This is a genomic window from Anaerostipes faecis, assembly GCF_910574135.1.
GTDB classification, from domain to species: domain Bacteria; phylum Bacillota; class Clostridia; order Lachnospirales; family Lachnospiraceae; genus Anaerostipes; species Anaerostipes hominis.
Genome location: NZ_CAJSYK010000022.1, coordinates 1 through 17,426, shown reverse-complemented (window position 1 = coordinate 17,426; position 17,426 = coordinate 1). Strand labels below are relative to the sequence as shown.

General features: G+C 42.6%; 18 protein-coding genes and 1 pseudogene. 16 read left to right on the top strand and 3 right to left on the bottom strand.

Annotation, left to right across the window (positions count from 1 at the left end):
- Window positions 1-11: 11 nt before the first annotated feature.
- From QGT46_RS13155 to QGT46_RS13125, 7 genes are all read left to right on the top strand, one after another.
- Window positions 12-851: a 3-hydroxybutyryl-CoA dehydrogenase gene (locus QGT46_RS13155; protein WP_024727116.1), complete on the top strand. Its 840-nt coding sequence runs from the start codon at window positions 12-14 to the stop codon at window positions 849-851.
- A 19-nt stretch (window positions 852-870) separates the two neighbouring features.
- Complete coding sequence (locus tag QGT46_RS13150) at window positions 871-2,022, top strand: acyl-CoA dehydrogenase (protein WP_148459979.1); 1,152 nt, start codon at window positions 871-873, stop codon at window positions 2,020-2,022.
- A 15-nt stretch (window positions 2,023-2,037) separates the two neighbouring features.
- Window positions 2,038-2,820, top strand: a complete 783-nt coding sequence (locus QGT46_RS13145; RefSeq protein WP_006565763.1) for an electron transfer flavoprotein subunit beta/FixA family protein — start codon at window positions 2,038-2,040, stop codon at window positions 2,818-2,820.
- Between the two features lie 26 nt (window positions 2,821-2,846).
- Entirely contained in the window at window positions 2,847-3,884 is a 1,038-nt protein-coding gene (locus QGT46_RS13140; RefSeq protein ID WP_024727118.1) for an electron transfer flavoprotein subunit alpha/FixB family protein, read from the top strand.
- Between the two features lie 579 nt (window positions 3,885-4,463).
- On the top strand, window positions 4,464-4,808 hold the full coding sequence (locus QGT46_RS13135; RefSeq protein ID WP_270433252.1) for a hypothetical protein: 345 nt from the start codon (window positions 4,464-4,466) through the stop codon (window positions 4,806-4,808).
- 178 nt (window positions 4,809-4,986) lie between these two features.
- Window positions 4,987-6,003: a nucleoid-associated protein gene (locus QGT46_RS13130; RefSeq protein ID WP_034549182.1), complete on the top strand. Its 1,017-nt coding sequence runs from the start codon at window positions 4,987-4,989 to the stop codon at window positions 6,001-6,003.
- Window positions 6,004-6,134: 131 nt separating this feature from the next.
- A complete protein-coding gene (locus QGT46_RS13125) occupies window positions 6,135-7,313 on the top strand; it encodes a PLP-dependent aminotransferase family protein (RefSeq protein ID WP_024727120.1) in 1,179 nt (392 codons plus the stop codon).
- Here the strand turns inward: QGT46_RS13125 and QGT46_RS13120 are convergent.
- Window positions 7,310-7,630, bottom strand: coding sequence for a DUF1622 domain-containing protein (locus tag QGT46_RS13120; protein WP_024727121.1), 321 nt, complete (start codon window positions 7,628-7,630; stop codon window positions 7,310-7,312). The two genes, QGT46_RS13125 and QGT46_RS13120, sit on opposite strands and share 4 nt — an antisense overlap.
- 119 nt (window positions 7,631-7,749) lie before the next feature.
- Here QGT46_RS13120 and QGT46_RS13115 point away from each other — a divergent pair, with 119 nt between their 5' ends.
- The 9 genes and pseudogenes from QGT46_RS13115 to QGT46_RS13075 all read left to right on the top strand — a co-directional run bounded on the left by QGT46_RS13115 (window position 7,750) and on the right by QGT46_RS13075 (window position 14,377).
- The gene (locus QGT46_RS13115) at window positions 7,750-8,145 is read left to right on the top strand and encodes a DUF3783 domain-containing protein (RefSeq protein WP_024727122.1); all 396 of its coding nucleotides are present in this window, start codon (window positions 7,750-7,752) and stop codon (window positions 8,143-8,145) included.
- A 178-nt stretch (window positions 8,146-8,323) separates the two neighbouring features.
- The gene (locus QGT46_RS13110; RefSeq protein WP_024727123.1) at window positions 8,324-8,599 is read left to right on the top strand and encodes a hypothetical protein; all 276 of its coding nucleotides are present in this window, start codon (window positions 8,324-8,326) and stop codon (window positions 8,597-8,599) included.
- Between the two features lie 10 nt (window positions 8,600-8,609).
- Complete coding sequence (locus tag QGT46_RS13105; RefSeq protein ID WP_024727124.1) at window positions 8,610-9,374, top strand: arginase family protein; 765 nt, start codon at window positions 8,610-8,612, stop codon at window positions 9,372-9,374.
- 261 nt (window positions 9,375-9,635) lie between these two features.
- Complete coding sequence (locus tag QGT46_RS17060; RefSeq protein WP_334300625.1) at window positions 9,636-9,890, top strand: hypothetical protein; 255 nt, start codon at window positions 9,636-9,638, stop codon at window positions 9,888-9,890.
- 205 nt (window positions 9,891-10,095) lie between these two features.
- Window positions 10,096-10,752 (top strand): M23 family metallopeptidase, encoded by a 657-nt coding sequence (locus tag QGT46_RS13095; protein WP_270433248.1) that lies wholly within the window; start codon window positions 10,096-10,098, stop codon window positions 10,750-10,752.
- Between the two features lie 56 nt (window positions 10,753-10,808).
- Window positions 10,809-11,601, top strand: a pseudogene (locus tag QGT46_RS17550) (diguanylate cyclase domain-containing protein); the annotation flags it as partial.
- Window positions 11,602-11,654: 53 nt separating this feature from the next.
- Window positions 11,655-12,725, top strand: a complete 1,071-nt coding sequence (locus QGT46_RS13085) for an NADH:flavin oxidoreductase (RefSeq protein WP_270433246.1) — start codon at window positions 11,655-11,657, stop codon at window positions 12,723-12,725.
- A 356-nt stretch (window positions 12,726-13,081) separates the two neighbouring features.
- The gene (locus QGT46_RS13080) at window positions 13,082-13,519 is read left to right on the top strand and encodes a YjdF family protein (protein ID WP_024727128.1); all 438 of its coding nucleotides are present in this window, start codon (window positions 13,082-13,084) and stop codon (window positions 13,517-13,519) included.
- A gap of 3 nt (window positions 13,520-13,522) precedes the next feature.
- Window positions 13,523-14,377, top strand: a complete 855-nt coding sequence (locus QGT46_RS13075) for a LysM peptidoglycan-binding domain-containing protein (RefSeq protein ID WP_034549186.1) — start codon at window positions 13,523-13,525, stop codon at window positions 14,375-14,377.
- 39 nt (window positions 14,378-14,416) lie between these two features.
- Here the strand turns inward: QGT46_RS13075 and QGT46_RS13070 are convergent, their stop codons facing one another.
- Together QGT46_RS13070 and QGT46_RS13065 are read right to left on the bottom strand one after the other, a co-directional pair.
- Window positions 14,417-16,021 (bottom strand): recombinase family protein, encoded by a 1,605-nt coding sequence (locus QGT46_RS13070; protein ID WP_024727129.1) that lies wholly within the window; start codon window positions 16,019-16,021, stop codon window positions 14,417-14,419.
- 193 nt (window positions 16,022-16,214) lie between these two features.
- Window positions 16,215-16,931: a hypothetical protein gene (locus tag QGT46_RS13065; RefSeq protein ID WP_024727130.1), complete on the bottom strand. Its 717-nt coding sequence runs from the start codon at window positions 16,929-16,931 to the stop codon at window positions 16,215-16,217.
- Between the last annotated feature and the right edge of the window lie 495 nt (window positions 16,932-17,426).

Sequence of the window (17,426 nt, the reverse complement as noted above, 5' to 3'; positions counted from 1 at the left end):
GAGGAATCATAATGAAAGTTGGAGTTATCGGTGCTGGAACAATGGGCAGCGGAATTGCTCAGGCATTTGCGCAGACAGAAGGCTATGAAGTTTACCTTTGCGATATCAATGAAGAATTCGCAGCAAACGGAAAAGCAAGAATCGCAAAAGGATTCGAAAAAAGAGTAGCAAAAGGTAAGATGGATCAGGAAAAAGCTGACGCCATTTTAGCTAAAATCACAACTGGTGTGAAAGACATCTGCACTGACTGTGACCTTGTTGTGGAAGCAGCGATTGAAAACATGGAGATCAAAAAGCAGACTTTCAAAGAATTACAGGATATCTGCAAACCGGAAGCAATCTTCGCTACCAATACATCTTCCCTTTCTATTACTGAAATCGGAGCAGGACTTGACCGTCCGATGATCGGTATGCATTTCTTCAATCCGGCTCCGGTTATGAAGCTTGTTGAAGTTATCGCAGGAATCAATACTCCTCAGGAAACGGTTGACAGAATTATCGAGATCTCTAAAGATATTGGAAAGACACCGGTTCAGGTAGAAGAAGCAGCTGGATTTGTTGTTAACAGAATCCTCATCCCTATGATCAACGAAGCAATCGGAATCTATGCAGACGGAGTAGCATCTGTAGAAGGTATTGATACAGCCATGAAATTAGGAGCTAACCACCCGATGGGACCGTTAGCATTGGGTGACCTGATCGGATTAGACGTTTGCCTTGCTATCATGGAAGTGCTTTACAATGAGTTTGGAGATACCAAGTATCGTCCGCATCCATTGCTGAGAAAGATGGTACGCGGCGGTATGTTAGGCCAGAAGACCGGCAAAGGATTCTACGATTATAGTAAATAATTAAATGGAGGAATAAGAAATGGATTTCGCATTAAGTAAGAAACACGAAATGGCAAGAACTCTGTTCAAAGAGTTCGCCGAAAATGAAGTAAAGCCTCTTGCACAGGACGTGGATGAAACAGAACAGTTCCCAAAAGAAACTGTTCAGAAGATGGCTAAGAATGGTTTTCTTGGTATCCCGATTCCGAAAGAGTACGGCGGACAGGGCTGTGATCCTCTGACATACGTTATGTGTGTAGAAGAATTATCAAAAGTCTGCGGTACCACAGGCGTTATCGTATCTGCACATACATCTCTGTGCTGTGATCCAATCCAGACTTACGGTACAGAAGAACAGAAGAAAAAATACCTTCCTGATCTTGCATCCGGTAAGAAATTAGGTGCATTCGGCCTGACTGAACCGGGAGCTGGTACCGACGCTCAGGGACAGCAGACTAAGGCTGTCTTAGACGGTAACGAGTGGGTATTAAACGGTTCTAAATGCTTCATCACAAATGGTAAAGAAGCAGACGTTTACATCGTGATCGCTGTTACAGGAATCATTGAAAAACGCGGAAGAAAATTAAAAGAGATCTCTGCATTCATCGTAGATAAGGGAACTCCAGGATTCTCCTTTGGAACAAAGGAAAAGAAAATGGGTATCCGCGGATCTTCCACTTATGAACTGATCTTCGAAGACTGCCGCATTCCAAAAGAAAACTTATTAGGAAAACAGGGCAAAGGATTCGGAATCGCAATGCATACTCTTGACGGCGGACGTATCGGTATCGCTTCCCAGGCTCTTGGACTGGCAGAAGGTGCATTAGAAGCAACCATCGAATATGTAAAAGAAAGAAAACAGTTCGGACGTACGATCGGACAGTTCCAGAACACACAGTTCCAGTTAGCTGATATGGCGACTAAGGTGGAAGCTGCAAAACTGTTAGTTTATAAAGCGGCAATGGCAAAAGCTACACAGAAAGTATATAGTGTGGAAGCAGCTATGGCGAAGTTATATGCAGCAGAAGTGGCAATGGAAGTGACAACAAAGGCTGTTCAGTTACACGGTGGTTACGGATATATCAGAGAATACGATGTAGAACGTATGATGCGCGATGCTAAGATCACAGAGATCTACGAAGGAACATCTGAAGTTCAGCGTATGGTCATTTCTGGAAATCTGTTAAAATAAGGGAGGTACTTTACTGTGAAAATCGTTGTATGTGTAAAACAGGTACCAGATACTAAGGGCGGAGTTAAATTTAACCCGGATGGTACTTTGGATAGAGGTGCAATGCTGACCATCATGAATCCAGATGATAAAGCTGGATTGGAAGCGGCATTAAAATTAAAAGATGAATATGATGCAGAAGTTACTGTTCTTACGATGGGACTTCCGAAAGCAGATGAAGTTTTACGTGAGGCTATGGCTATGGGAGCAGACAAGGGAGTCCTTGTCACAGACAGAGTTCTCGGAGGAGCAGATACATGGGCTACCTCTACAACGCTTGCAGGTGCGATCAGAAATCTTGACTACGACCTGATCATCACAGGACGTCAGGCAATCGATGGAGATACCGCACAGGTAGGTCCTCAGATTTCAGAACATCTGGATATTCCAGTTATTTCTTACGCTCAGGATATCAAAATCGACGGAGACAATGTTGTTGTTGAACGTCAGTATGAAGACAGATATCATGTTGTAAAGGCAAAAATGCCTTGCCTGATCACAGCACTTTCTGAATTAAACGAGCCGCGTTACATGACACCGGGCGGAATCTTTGATGCATACGATGCAGAAGTGACTGTTTGGGGAAGAAAAGACTTAAAAGATGTCGATGATGCAAACATCGGACTTGCCGGATCACCTACAAAGATTGCGAAAGCATCTGATAAGGTTCGTAAAGGTGCAGGGGAAAAGGTAACCCTTGATCCGGAAGAATCCGTAGCATATATCATGGACAAATTGAAAGAAAAACATGTAATCTAATTTAAAAAGGAAAAGTGGTGAATAAAATGGGTTTAGAAGAATATAAAGGAGTTTATGTCTTTGCACAGCAGGTGGACAATGAATTAAGCGGCATCGCTTTTGAATTACTTGGAAAAGCCAAAGACCTTGCAAAAGATTTAGATACAGATGTTACAGCTGTTTTAATTGGATCTGAAGTGAAAGACCTTGCAGATGAACTTGCAGCTTACGGTGCGGACAAGGTGATCGTAGTTGATGATCCTGAACTGAAAGAATACAGAACAGAGCCTTATACACATGCACTTGCATCTGTGATCAATGAATACAAACCAGAAATCATGTTAGTTGGTGCGACAGCAATCGGTAGAGACTTAGGACCTCGTGTGTCTGCGAGAGTTGCAACTGGTCTTACTGCTGACTGTACAGTCCTTGAAATCGGTGATTTCCCATTAGTAGCAATTCCGGGAAAAGAGCAGAAACATAACCAGTTACTGATGACACGTCCTGCGTTCGGCGGAAATACGATCGCTACCATTGCATGCCCGGATAACCGTCCTCAGATGGCTACAGTACGTCCTGGTGTTATGCAGGCGATCGACAAGATCGAAGGAGCAAAAGCGGAAGTGATTGAATTCAATCCTGGATTTACTCCGGACAATAAATATGTTGAGATCATGGAAGTTGTAAAATCTGTGACTGACGTTGTGGATATCATGGATGCAAACATCCTTGTATCCGGCGGACGTGGAGTCGGAAGCCCTGAAAACTTCAAGATCTTAGAAGATTTAGCAGAAGTTTTAGGTGGAGAAGTGAGCTGTTCCCGTGCGGTAGTAGACGCAGGATGGAAGCCTAGAGATATCCAGGTTGGACAGACTGGTAAGACTGTACGCCCAAATGTATACTTTGCAATTGGTATCTCAGGAGCAATCCAGCACGTGGCAGGTATGGAAGAGGCTGACATTATCGTTGCAATCAACAAAGATGACACAGCACCGATTTTCGATGTAGCAGACTATGGAATCGTTGGAGATTTAAATAAGATCGTTCCAATGCTGACAGAACAGTTAAAGACTGTAGTAAAATAATTATAAACATCAATAAAACTTATAAAAGAGGTTCTGCATCCGTGCAGGACCTCTTTTGCTACGGAAAGTTGCATAAAATACTCAGATGTAAACTATAGTTGCTTGCTGGAAAAAACTTTGATTGCTATACTTTCACCATCAAAACAGAGGAGGAACATAAAATGTTTTCTACAAAATTAAAAGACCTGCGCAAGCAGGCAAAAATGTCTCAGGAGAAGATGGCTGAAAAGTGACTATATTTATGACAGCCGGTTGCCGCATGAGAGAAGCTCATGTGTAAGAAATAAGCAGGTTGCTTTTTTCGTACCAGAGATTAAGATGGTCACTGGCTTGTATCTGTGAAATGAGGAGGCACATGATCATGAAGAAAGCAATCAAAAAAGTTCTGGTAAGTGCATTGGCAGTTTTGCTTGTTATCGGGTTCACAGCTCCGGCAGCAGAACCTGTGGCAGCAGCCAGCAATTAAGTAACGGTCAAAACAAGTACATCCAAAAAAGTTAAAACAAAGATATATAAATTAAAGAAAATAGTAAAACGTAAAAAGGTCACAACAAAAAAACTTAAAAGACTACTAAAAAAGTGATCACCAGCGTATCTAAAAAAGTAGAAGAGACAGTTCAGACTGACATTGTTGTAAAAACAACAAAAAAAGCAAAGAAAAAAACTGTCAAAACAACAACAATCATTAAAAAGGTTATCAAAACAACAAATTTTGCGCAGGCAGGAAATGCAAATATCGGTCAGTTAAAGGGCATCGTCGATGACAAAGTAATCAGCGAATTCAACAGAGTGGGTATGACCATCCAGACGAATCCGAATTCTTCTTTGCTGAAAGGGGCAGACGGCAGAAAAGAACAATTTTGCCGGCGACAACCGTGCATATGCAGTATCAAACAACAAAGAGTTTTTTACAGAGGTATTTAAAGAGTATTCTATGAACAGAGCTTCTTTAAAGAGCCACTGCCCGAGAGCTTATGAATATGTCAAAAATGTTCTTGCAGAAATGTAAGGTGAAGGGGTTATGGAGATCCGTCCGGAGTTGTCCGGACGGATTTTTTCTAGTATAATAGTTAAAGAAAATTTATTAGAAAGTAGGATAAACATGCAGATACAGAGAGACGATATTATCATCAGAAAAGGAATCATCCATATACTGGACAGCCATAACGGATACCTTGGCCTGTCCAATGACCTGCTGGATATGGGTCCGGACTTGATGGAGTTTATCAGAGGACACATTTTTAAAATACTGGAAAGCGATGACACAAAAAAATGCCAGTTTGACGGAAGTCTTTCACCGGTTTTAAGCCTTTTGGAATCGATGGATGAAAAGGAGGACGAAAGCTTTGTGGAAGCCAGCCGTGTACTGTCGGAAAGTCTTTTTGATATTATGTGCGACAGTGTGACGATTCCGGCGGCAGACCTGATCGTGGTCAGTTTCCAGCTTTACAGCGTCGTACATCTGGCGCTTCTGAAAATGAATTATAAGGAGACTTACATACATAAAGAGGAAGAAAACGAAGTCAACGACATTGTAAAGCAGCGGGTGATGCCTATGGACGGGGCAAAGCTTACAGAGGCCGTGATCGTGGATCTTCTGGAGTATAAGGTCCAGCTGGTGGAAAAGAAGTTTGAGATGCTGACAGGCGACAAGATTAACTATATTTCGGAGCGCTTTCTTCAGTGCCATGCGGACATGGCTCCCAAAAAGAAGTTCCAGATCTTAAACAAGGTGATCACAGACATCAATAACCGGTACGAGAATGAACCTCTTAGAAACCGACTGGATGCCAGGAGTAAGTTGAGAGAAGAATTCGCGGAAAAAAATGAGTTTCGGGTCAACGAGATCGGCGACAGGATCTTTGGAGACAGCACGGAGAAGAAACAGGAGTTTGATGACCGCATCGAGAGATATGACCTGCAGTATGATACCTTTACGGTGGCCAAAGAAAATACCGTGAAGAAGCTGGAATATCAGATTCTTGAGACCGACGCAGGGATCGAGATTAAGATCCCCATGGAAGAATATATCACAAAAGACAATGTGGAGATCTTGGAAGAACAGGGAGGAGGAAGCACAATCATCATTAAGAACATAGAACAGGTGAAGATAAAATAGTCCGCGATTTCTTGACAGACAGAAGAGAAAGGAATATAATAAGCAAAATTCATTATTTGAACGCTCTAGGCCGGAGGATGTCCGGTTTAGAGCTTTTCTTACATCATCGCGGAAAGAAGAGGTACAAAAGTATGACACAGTTTTCAGAGAGAATCTTAAACACGCCCGCATCCTTTATCAGGGAAATTTTAAAAGTGATCCAGCAGGATGACATCATCTCCTTTGCAGGAGGACTGCCTAATCCGGTTTCCTTTCCAAAGGAAGATCTTAAACAGTCTATGGAAAGGGTCATTGACCAATATGGTGATGAGGTCTTCCAGTACTCCAGTACGGAAGGCTACCGGCCGCTCAGGGAATGGGTGGCAAAGAGATACCGGGACGAATACGGGATGGATGTACAGGCGGTCGATGTATTGATCACGACAGGGTCGCAGCAGGCTTTGGATCTGATGGGAAAGGTACTGATCAATCCCGGTGACGCGCTGGCGATCGAAGAACCCGGCTATTTGGGAGCTATTCAGGCATTTACCGTATTTGAGCCGGATTTCTGCCCGGTGCCTCTTTTGGATGATGGGATGGATCTGGACAGGCTGGAGCAGATCCTGGAGGAGAGGAATGTAAAACTTTTGTATACGGTTCCAAACTTTCAAAACCCAACCGGACTTACATATTCTGTGGAGAAAAGAAATGCACTGTGCAGTCTTTTAAACCGCTATTCTGCCTATTTGATCGAGGATGATCCGTACGGACAGCTGAAGTTTGAGGGAGAGGCGCTTCCTTATATCGGATCGTTCGGCCTGAAAAAGAGTGTGCTCTTCGGGACGATTTCAAAGATCATCACACCGGGAATGAGACTTGGATGGATCTGCACGAAAGACAAAGAACTGATGCAGCATCTTGTGACCGCAAAGCAGGCGGCCGATCTGCACAGCAATATATTTGCCCAGTATGCAGTGTATGATTATCTCATGAACCATGAATTAAACGAACACATCGGCAAAATCAAAGCCCTCTATAAAGAGCAGAGCGATGTCATGCTCCAGGCAATGAAGGATTTCTTTCCGGACACTGTCACTTATACCATGCCGAAAGGAGGCATGTTTGTATGGGGATCTCTTCCGGAAGGCGAGTCATCCCTCGAATTATTTGATCGTGCGATGAAAGAAAAGGTCGCTTTCGTACCGGGCAATCCGTTTTATGTGAACGATGAGAAGCCGGTGCCCACATTCCGCCTGAATTATACGAATTCCGAGCCGGAAGTGATCCGGGAGGGAATCCGGCGGCTCGGCAGGCTGATGGAGAGTTATTAATCTGACTCGAACTTGATTTCATAGTGGATCACCAGAGTCAGAAAAGATCTCAAAAGGATGACGGCTCCCAGCATATAAAGTTCGTTCATGTTTTTGGTGATGACGGTCCTGAGTATTTCGCCTCCCAGTTTGAACTCCAGGGCAAAAGCCAGCATTTTGGCCAATTCCAGTTTGATCTCCCTTCCCTCCGTGGTAAATCCTGCCCGGAGATATTGGAGAAAAGCCTTGATACAGCCAAAGACGATGACAAAGATCCCGAAAAGTTCCAAGAGGTGGATGCAGAGCATCACGGTTTCCGTTAAAAGATGATCAGGCATATTGCTGTACGCTTTCTATGTTTTTGTAAAATAGCTTCATTTTATAGTCTGCATGTTTGTAAGATTTCATTCAAATATGGTATAATAAAACTACTATAACAAAAAGGCAGGAAATAAAAATGAATCAAGCAAAAAACGGCAGTGCAGCTGTATTGCTATATAATTTAGACAGCTCTGAGCGGGCAAGAAAGATAAAGTTTATCCTGATCCGCATGGGTGTACGGATAAAAAATATAAAAAAAGAAGATTATCTGAAACCAATCGGGGCACTGGCAGGAGTTCCCGGCATTGAACCAGGAGACAGCTGCTATGACGGCCCCGGATTCACAGAAGAGATGCTTGTCATGAAAGGCTTCTCCGGCCGTCAGATTGATGAGATGATTTTGAGTTTCCGAAAAGAGAAGCTTAAAAAGATAAATTTAAAGGCCGTTCTGACGGATACAAACCAGACTTGGGACTCTATGACTCTATATGAGAATCTCAGGGAAGAACATGAACAGATGTCCGGGCAGTGATCGAATCTGGGGAGTTATGCAATGAAAATCAGGAATTATTATAGGGATCTTGGGAAATCGACAGCGATTTTATCGGTTAAGCAGGGGCTTAATTCTGGGTTCCTTTGTACTTTTATTTAAGAGTTTTCCATATCCGCCTTATCAGGAATTTATAACCGCTTTCCTGGGAGGGCGGATTTTGAATATTTTAGATGCTACGGCCATGTGCATCACGATGCTATCCTGTGCGCTGTTCCGGCTGAGTGTCAGGGCGGCAAAGAAGTTTGAAGCGATGCATACGGCGGGAGCAGAGTATTTGTTCAACTTATCCATACTGAATCTGCTGTCGATCGTCATGATTACTCATTTGTTCGCAGGAGCCGGCGTACTGCTGAGAGAGAGGATTACGGCAGGCCGGTCCCGCCGGAGGAATTCATTAAGATTTATCTTTAACAGACCGAAAAGGAGTGAGTGATGTGCAGCAGATGATTACGGTCCTGGACTTTGACGATTTATACGATAAGGAAGAGTTTTATAAATCAGCCCCTTATCAGCGGATCGGCCTGACAGAAGTTCAGGGGACCAACGGATACTGTGAGGATACTGCGGCGGAGACGATCAGAGAAAGGATCAGGGCAGGAAAGCCCTCTCATATTTATTTTCTAGGTTCCGGAAATTACCATTATGTCTCCTTTCTTCTGCAAAAAGAGATGTGCAGGGATTTTACGCTGGTGCTGTTTGACTACCACACTGATCTTCAGAAGCCGCTGTTTCCTGAACTTTTATCCTGCGGATGCTGGGTGCGGAGGGCCATGGACGAGATTGAACATCTAAAAAAAGTGATTCTGATCGGTACTTCGGCCGCATATCTGCGGGAGGTGGAGCCGAGATACAGAAACCACATGGCGGCAGTGCCGGAGGAAGAAGCTATATCCCCGGATTTTGACTGGAAGACATGGCTTCAAAGAGAGATCCTGACGGATGTCTATCTGTCTTTGGACAAGGATGTGCTGAGCCAGAGCGAGATGTCCACAAACTGGGACCAGGGCAGCATGACCGTCGGGCAGGTCTGCAGGATATGTACAATGATATCACAGGAAAGAAAAATCTTAGGGGCCGATATCTGCGGTGAATATCAGGGCGGCCTGCTGTCCGACGGAAGAGAGATCATGCAAAGTGACCGTGTCAACAAAGAAGTTTTGGAATGTTTGGACGGGCTGTTGCCCCTTTCCGATGATCCGCAGACGTAAAGAATCATTATTTACACAGAAAAGGGGATAGGTGCAATGAAGAAAAGGAAGATGACAAGGTGCTGTGTTCATCTGTACATTGGCACTGAGCGGGTGCAGCGGCAAAAATACGGTCTTGAATGAAGAAACAGATTCTGAGGATGTTACTATTATTTATTACGTTTTTCCGGAACAAATATGAGCCTGAAAATGTCAAAGTAATCGAGGAGATCATATGAGAGCCTGAAAGGGGCAGAATACTTTGAAGCCCTGGAAAAGCGGATGGAAACAGGGAAGGGTGCTGATGTTTTCATGATCAATCACGATATCCTTCTGAAACTGAAGGCGAAAGAACAGGTGGCAGATCTGTCGGGCCTTCATACGATTCCGGACTATACAGATCAAATGCTGACTAAGATGAAAGATAAGGGAAAGATGTATTGGGTTCCGACTACGGTATTTGCGTTGGGATCCTACTGCAATGAGGATTTGCTGAAAAAACATAAGCAAAAGAATCTGATTCATCCGGACGATTAAGACAGTCTTGTGAAGAGTATTCAAGCTGCAGACACAGACGGCCGGAAATGCAAAGCGGGCGGGCATGGACCGGCATTTTGCGAAACCAATCGATGTGAAAGCATTTGAACAGATGCTGTATGAATACCTTCTGGGAAATCCTTAGGTTGTAACTCTATTCTTTTTTGCATATACATAGTGCAGAAAAGAATAGGGGATGAAGCGGATGAACAATACAAAAAGGAGTTTTTGGCTGCTTTGCACGGTGTTTTTCCTGGGACTTTTGGTCACAGCCGAGAGTGTGACTGTGGAAAGGATTCTAAGGCGGAACGAAGCCATCGAAGAAGAAAAGGTATATCAGGAATACCGAAATACCGGATGTAAAAGCGGAAGACCGGATCCGCTGATACAAGAGGAGATCAAGGGACCTCCGGTGCCGGATGAATATATACCGTTTGTAAACTATTCGGATTCTTGGAATGAGGCGAGGAATTTTGGCGGAGACAGGCATCACGAGGGCACGGATATTATGTCCGATACGGTATCGAAGAAGAGAGGTGAAATACCTGTGCTCAGTATGTCTGACGGAGTCGTAGAGCAGATCGGATGGCTGAAACTGGGAGGCTACCGTGTCGGCATCCGTTCTCCGAAAGGTATTTATTTTTATTATGCACACCTTTACAGTTATGCTCCCGGAATCAAACAGGGAACAAAGATTCATGCGGGAGATATGATCGGGTATATGGGGGATTCAGGATATGGGAAGGAAGAGGGAACAGTGGGGAAGTTCCCGGTACATCTGCACCTCGGCATATATCGGAAGGATGCAGGGCATGGAGAATACAGTGTAAATCCATATCGCTTTTTGAGGCAGGTATTATGAGTGGGAAGAGTAAAATGATCATTTTCTTTCAAGAGAAGTCATGGTAAGATAAGGATATGTATAAGGGGACAAAAAATGAGGGGATCATGTGGGTACATTCAAGAAAGGTAAGCCATCTCACCACATTAAAAAATAATATTTTTCAGGGGTGTCTTCTGATTACGTCAGGATCAATTTTGACCAACATTCTGTCTACGGCCATGATTTAACGTGTCGATGAGTTTCCCATATGGATGACCTGGCCTGTAATAATGGTTTACTATATTCTGACACCGCTGATGGGGGCTTTACACCGTATCTATCGTCTATACAGAGAGGAAGGAACTGAGAAAGGTCATAGGCTTTGGAATCATACCTGCCCTAGTGTACAGTGTGCTCGTTCTGATCAACCCATTGACCAGAAATCTGTTTGATATCAGCCCTGGGCAGGGTTATGTAAGGAGGCCGTGGATAGTCTACACTTATTTGATCTTTTATGCGTACTGTGCCATCAGCATTGTGGTCACCGTACTGAACAAGAGAAAGATTGACAGAAATATATACTATATACTTGCGGCTTTTCCGATTCTGGCCGTACTGGTTATTCTGGTCCAGCAGAGGTATCCAAATGTAATTCTGTCCGGATCTGCAGCAACCTGTGCCCTGCTTATAATTTATCTGCACCTGCAGAATAAGCAGATTTCGATGGATTATCTGATCAATGTGCCCAACCGGAAGGAATTTTTCAATATGCTGGGGCTGATGATCAAAAAATTGCCCGAGAAGCAGTTTATACTTGTCGTCGTCTCTCTGAGGGATTTCCACCAGGTTAACAATACATGCGGACAGCAGAAGGGCGATGAGCTTCTATTATGCAAAATCAATGCCTGAGGATCAGATGCAGAAAATGACAGGAGGAACGTATGAAACGATTGTTTGAGCCGTTTTACATAAAGCATTTAAAAATAAAGAATCGTATCTGTGTGCCGCCGATGGTATGCTATAACTGGGTGAAGGAAGACGGCTGCGTGGTGCACAAAAATATTGAACATTACAGAGCCATTGCCAGGGGCGGTGCCGGGCTGATCATTCAGGAAGCCACCTGTGTTGACCCGGATGGAAAACTCTCCAAGGACCAGCTGGGCATCTGGGAGGACAGACAGATTGACGGGCTGAAAGAGATCGTCGGTGCGGTGCATGAAGAAGGCTGCCCGATATTTTTGCAGATCCATCACGCAGGGGTGAACGGCTCCGGTGAGTATCTTCTGTGTCCGAGCGATTATGAGATGGACAAAGACGGAGAGAAAAGAATCGGCCATGAAATGACGAAAGAACAGATTCATAAGGTGCAGGATCAGTTTGTTAAAGCTGCGGTGAGAGCATATGAAGCCGGTTATGACGGGGTGGAGCTGCACGGCTGCCACAGGTATATGATGTGTGAATTTTTCAATTCGAGAGTCAACAAAAGAACCGACGAATACGGACGGCATCCGGAAAAGTTTGCGTTGGAGATTCTGGAGAGGATCAAAAAAGAAGTACCAGAAAATTTTGTTGTGGGAATCCGGCTGGGAGCCTTTGAACCCGCTCTTGCAGACGGTATCCGTCATGCAAAGATTCTGGAGAAGCACGGAATTAATTTCTTGGATATTTCCTATGGATTTTCAGGGGAAGATAAGCCTGAGGCTCCAAAAGATTTTCCGTATAAAGATGTGATCCATGCCGCGGGGGAGATCAAAAAGCATGTATCGGTTCCTGTTTTTGCGGTCAACAGCATAACGGATGCCCGGATGGCAGAAGACATTTTAGAGCGCACCGGTGTGGATATGGTGGATATCGGCAGGGGTGTACTGGTCAATTATAACTGGGCCATAGATGCGAGAGAAGGAAGAAATACCGGCAGATGCCTGCACTGCAAAGAATGTCAGTGGAGGATCGATGCCGAAAAATGTGCAGGAAGGGTCCTGCTGAACAGAAAGAGAAATACAGGGGAATAAAAAAGCTCCATTCAGTGTGAATTTATTGGCACTGAAAGGAGCTTTTTTATTCTGTACCCACAAGGATCATGTTCTCAACCATAAAGTCCGGATTTTTATCGGTGATGAGTGTGACGCTGTCTGTCCCGGATAGAAAAACACATCAGAAGCCGGAGACTGGGGTAAAAGCAGGCCCACCGACACAGTCATGCCTTGAAAACCACTGGAGAATGGATTAAAATGAAACATGTAAAATTAAATCGTGCAAAGATAAAAACACAGTCCCGGCCGGTAGTCCGGGCGCAGAGATAAAATCTGTCAGTAACCTGCCTCCTCGGTTGTCCGTTCTTTGCTGTCGAAAGCGAGGAGTGTTTTTTATGCAAAAAATCGAGAGCAGGCTGACAGTATATTTTGACGGACCCTTTTGGGTCGGGATTTATGAACGTGTTCTGGACGGAGGGTTGGAAGTGTCCAAAATTACGTTCGGGGCAGAACCAAAAGACTATGAGGTCTTGGCATTTCTGATGGAGCATCATGGAGAACTTCGTTTCAGCCCTCCCGTGGATGTTTCGGTCAAAGAGGTAAAAAATCTGAATCCCAAACGAATGCAGAGAAGTCTTCGAAGGCACAGGAACGAAGGGCTGGGAACCAAGTCCCAGCAGGCGCTGGCTGCCCGGAGGGAAGAACAAATAACCGTAAGGAAAGAGCGCAGAAAAGATCTGCGGGAAGAACGGAAGCAGCATGAAAAGAATAAGCCCAGGAATTCCTTTTTTGACGGGTGCATATATTTAGAAAAAGACCAAAAAAAGGAATGAAGTATGATATATGTAGTAAATGAAGGGGATACGATTAATTCTATTGCAGGGCAGTTTCATATTTCAAGTAGCCGGCTGATCTATGACAACCAGATTTATGCCGGGAGAGTTGTGCCCGGCCAGGCACTGCTCATTCTGGAGCCCTCTGTTGTCCATACGGTACAGGAAGGAGATACGCTGACATCTATTGCGCAGCAGTACGGCACCTCGGTTTCTTCGATTGTCAGAAAAAATCCATATCTGCTGAATGAATCAAATCTGATGCCGGGAGATGTGCTAACGATCCGCTATCGGCAGGAGCAGCTGGGGAACCTCAATGTAACGGGATATGCTTATCCATATATCAGCACGGAGATTTTAAGAGAAGTACTCTTATATTTGAATGAACTTCTGATCTTTTCTTATGGCTTTACAACCGAAGGAACGCTCATACCGCCGGCTATGGAAGAGCCTCTGATTGAACAGACATTGGAGTTTGGGGTTGATCCCATGCTTGTGCTGACGCCGTTTGCAGAGACCGGAAGTTTTAACAATCAGCTGGTTAAGGCTGTGTCGGAAGATCTTCAGATGCAGCAGGTTCTTATTGAGAATCTGGTTCAGACGGTTCAGGAAAAGCAATATGCCGGAGTGGATGTGGATTTTGAATACATCCTTCCGGAGGACCGGGAGGGATATGCCGCATTCGTAGGTAACTTAAGAGAGCGGATGAATCCCTTAGGATATAAGGTGTCTGTCGCTTTAGCACCTAAAATTTCTGCAGAACAGGCAGGCCTGTTATATGAAGGAATGGACTACGGACTTTTGGGTGCTAATGCAGATTCCGTATTTTTGATGACGTACGAATGGGGATATACATAAGGATCATCACGTCTATGGTAATAAGTAAAAATAAAAAACCTATTTCTTTTTAGGCAGTTTCGGGAAAATTGTAATTTCAAAGTTTGCGTTCAGTGCGTTACCCTTCGTGTTCCGTACTGTTTTTTTGTATGTAACTTTTTCTAATACAGATTTTAATAATTCATTTCTAGTTTGTATGTCTTCAATTTTAAAATATATATCAATAATATTCTCCATTTTGGGAATCAATTCTTCATACTCATATTTTGTATTAAGTTCTGCGTTATAGGCAGATTCCAGGTCAATAATATTGGTGTTTATAGCTTGTAGTTGATCTGTCAATGCCTTATTTCGCTGCACAAAGATCTCAATTGTATATACTTCCTGTTCAAGTAAAGTGTATGTTTTATCTAACTGTCTTTTGACTTTTTCTTTATCTTTGTATAAATTACTAATTAATGCTTGCTTTAGATGTAATTCTTCCGCCGCAAAATCCTTATTGTCACATTCTAATTTATATTTAGAAAGCCAGTCACTTAATGAAGCTAATATCTTTTCTTCCACTAAAACCAAGGGTGCAGAAACATTATCGCAATTTCTATTTGGACACTTAATTGTTTCATATTTGTTTTTTGAGTTTTGTCCAAGCCTGGTTGTGAGATGACCACAGTTATCACAATAGACTAATCCAGATAAAGGATTCTTCAGCTTATTGTTGCTATTTACTGAAGAAGATCGGGCATTGCCAGTCAATTTCCTAAGAATAGCATAATGATCTTCTTTTGTAATTATGGCTGGATGAATGCCATCATACAAATGAAAATCTTTAGACCGTCTCCTTTCTACTGAAAGAATACCACCAACCATCCTTTTTTCTTCTTTTTTATAGCCCCAACGAACCATACCAGCATAGGCTGGGTTTGTAAGGATATCTCTTATCGTAGCCCTACTCCATTTTTTCGCCTTGCGAGGATTAATCCCCATTGAATCAAGACGTACAGCAATATTGTCTGGACTAAGTGTCTTGTATGTGCCGTTTTCCTGTAACTCACCAATACGAAACCAATTAAATATCATTCGGGCAACGTCAATTTCACCCTCAAGAAATGCAATAGTATATCCTTTATCACCTTTAATTTTAACTTTTCTGTATCCGTAAGGAGCTTCAGCCGCAATCCATTTCCCTTCCTTCACGGACTTTATTCGTCCACGATTTAGACGGCGGTTGATCGTTTTGTACTCACGGCGGCTCATGAACAAACCAAACTCAAAATACTCTTCGTCAAATTCGCTGCTGGGATCATATATTTTCTGAGGGGTGATAATTAGTGTATCAGAGTATTTAAAAGTGTCTGCGATTGTGCCCTGGTCCTTTGTATCGCCACGAGCAAGACGCTCTACCTCTACAACAAGAACGCCATCCCATAAATTATTTTCAACCTCACTAAGAAGTTTTTGGACTTCCGGCCTTGCTGCAATGGTATCACCGGAAACAACCTCTTCAAAAATTTTAGAGATATGAATACCTAAATTCCTTGATGTAGAGAGAAGTATTTCACGATGTCTTTTCAAGACATCTTCTTTACTATGATTATATAATTGAGTGTCACGATCAGCCCTGGATTTTCTCAAGTAGATGCAGTATTTTCCGTCTGTTTTCAGCATAATATTATACCTCCATTTTATTTTATGATCTATATTGTAATAAAAATGAGTACAAAAAGAACGCCTATTGCAAGCACGGCGTTTGAAATGGTATAATATGTATTGCGAGTACGGTATTATTCATTTTCAACGTCATACATGAATAGTATCAACTTTTTCCGCCTGGTTGCCGCCGGGCGGACTTTTTTTCAAACTATTTACTTGGTGAAATTTTGACAGTTACACCGTCAATTTCAACGGTTGTCCCATCTTGTAAAGGTGCATGCATAAATTTTTTAACATACATGCTTGTATCTCCTGAACCCATGATTTCATTTAAGACTCCATCATCAGATATTACATTTCCTGATCCATTTACTAGAGTTATATCATAAATTCCCTGTTTAATATCTTTTCCTACTAGATATTTCCCTGGAGATAAGGTTTTTTTCTCACCTTTTCGTCCGTATTTTAATAATTTTTTCTTTTCTACCTTTTCTGTCGTTTTGAACTTCAACTTTAATGTTGATGCTATTTGTACTATATCTCCTTCACTGAAAGATGCATTGTTATATGTTTTTGTATACATATCATCAGATTTAAGGCCCATTATTAAATTTAGTCCTGCACCTTCTGAAATTACATTTCCGCCCCCGAATGTAGCTTTTAGATTATATGTACCAGATGGAAAGTCATATCCCGCAGTATAATATCCAGGAGAAAATGTCTTTGAAAAGTTTACTAGTTCAACCTTTCTCTCAGTAGTGGATTCGGTAATCTTTTCAGTAGTGACTTTGTTATTGCTTTTGGAATTTTGCTTCGTATCATCTTCATCATTACCAAATATACTGGCAATTACTCCGATTACAATTAAGACTCCAAAAATGATTAATAGTGTCTTTAGGCATCCGCCCTTTTTCTTTTCCTTCATGTGCTACCTCCTTAGTGCTTTTTAAAGTTACGTCCCTCTTAAGTGTACTATAGCATGTAAATTATGGTAATTTATAAAAAACCAAAAAAAGAGATATGAATTACTGTAGGATAAACATGTTTACTCCTTAACCTTTATGGTGCTTTCGGTAACAGGTTGCAAAATAAATGTTCTTAATCGTATTTAAGACCTCAATTTAATTTACAATAAAAAACATTCTATGAATAACAAAGGAGAAACAGACAAATGACAAAATATGATTACATAATTGGCATCTTCAAATTAATTACAAAAATGAATACGGCGCAAGTTAGACTAGTATTTGAATATGCTCATAAGATTTTTGTAGAAGGCATCGGAGTTTAATCCGGCCGGTGCCTTTTCAAAGAGACTATGAAAAAAAGTCTGTAAATAAGATTCTTCTATGATAATGAAGGGCGAAAGTCTTGAAAAACAGGCTTTTCGCCCTTACTTTATATATAACAGTTACAAAAA

Bases quoted from the DNA above. Each gene is read 5' to 3' on its own strand.
- QGT46_RS13155 (WP_024727116.1), top strand. From the start codon at position 12: ATGAAAGTTGGAGTTATCGGTGCTGGAACAATGGGCAGCGGAATTGCT.
- QGT46_RS13150 (WP_148459979.1), top strand. From the start codon at position 871: ATGGATTTCGCATTAAGTAAGAAACACGAAATGGCAAGAACTCTGTTC.
- QGT46_RS13140 (WP_024727118.1), top strand. From the start codon at position 2,847: ATGGGTTTAGAAGAATATAAAGGAGTTTATGTCTTTGCACAGCAGGTG.
- QGT46_RS13130 (WP_034549182.1), top strand. From the start codon at position 4,987: ATGCAGATACAGAGAGACGATATTATCATCAGAAAAGGAATCATCCAT.
- QGT46_RS13125 (WP_024727120.1), top strand. From the start codon at position 6,135: ATGACACAGTTTTCAGAGAGAATCTTAAACACGCCCGCATCCTTTATC.
- QGT46_RS13120 (WP_024727121.1), bottom strand. From the start codon at position 7,630: ATGCCTGATCATCTTTTAACGGAAACCGTGATGCTCTGCATCCACCTC.
- QGT46_RS13115 (WP_024727122.1), top strand. From the start codon at position 7,750: ATGAATCAAGCAAAAAACGGCAGTGCAGCTGTATTGCTATATAATTTA.
- QGT46_RS13105 (WP_024727124.1), top strand. From the start codon at position 8,610: ATGATTACGGTCCTGGACTTTGACGATTTATACGATAAGGAAGAGTTT.
- QGT46_RS17060 (WP_334300625.1), top strand. From the start codon at position 9,636: ATGGAAACAGGGAAGGGTGCTGATGTTTTCATGATCAATCACGATATC.
- QGT46_RS13095 (WP_270433248.1), top strand. From the start codon at position 10,096: ATGAACAATACAAAAAGGAGTTTTTGGCTGCTTTGCACGGTGTTTTTC.
- QGT46_RS13085 (WP_270433246.1), top strand. From the start codon at position 11,655: ATGAAACGATTGTTTGAGCCGTTTTACATAAAGCATTTAAAAATAAAG.
- QGT46_RS13080 (WP_024727128.1), top strand. From the start codon at position 13,082: ATGCAAAAAATCGAGAGCAGGCTGACAGTATATTTTGACGGACCCTTT.
- QGT46_RS13075 (WP_034549186.1), top strand. From the start codon at position 13,523: ATGATATATGTAGTAAATGAAGGGGATACGATTAATTCTATTGCAGGG.
- QGT46_RS13070 (WP_024727129.1), bottom strand. From the start codon at position 16,021: ATGCTGAAAACAGACGGAAAATACTGCATCTACTTGAGAAAATCCAGG.
- QGT46_RS13065 (WP_024727130.1), bottom strand. From the start codon at position 16,931: ATGAAGGAAAAGAAAAAGGGCGGATGCCTAAAGACACTATTAATCATT.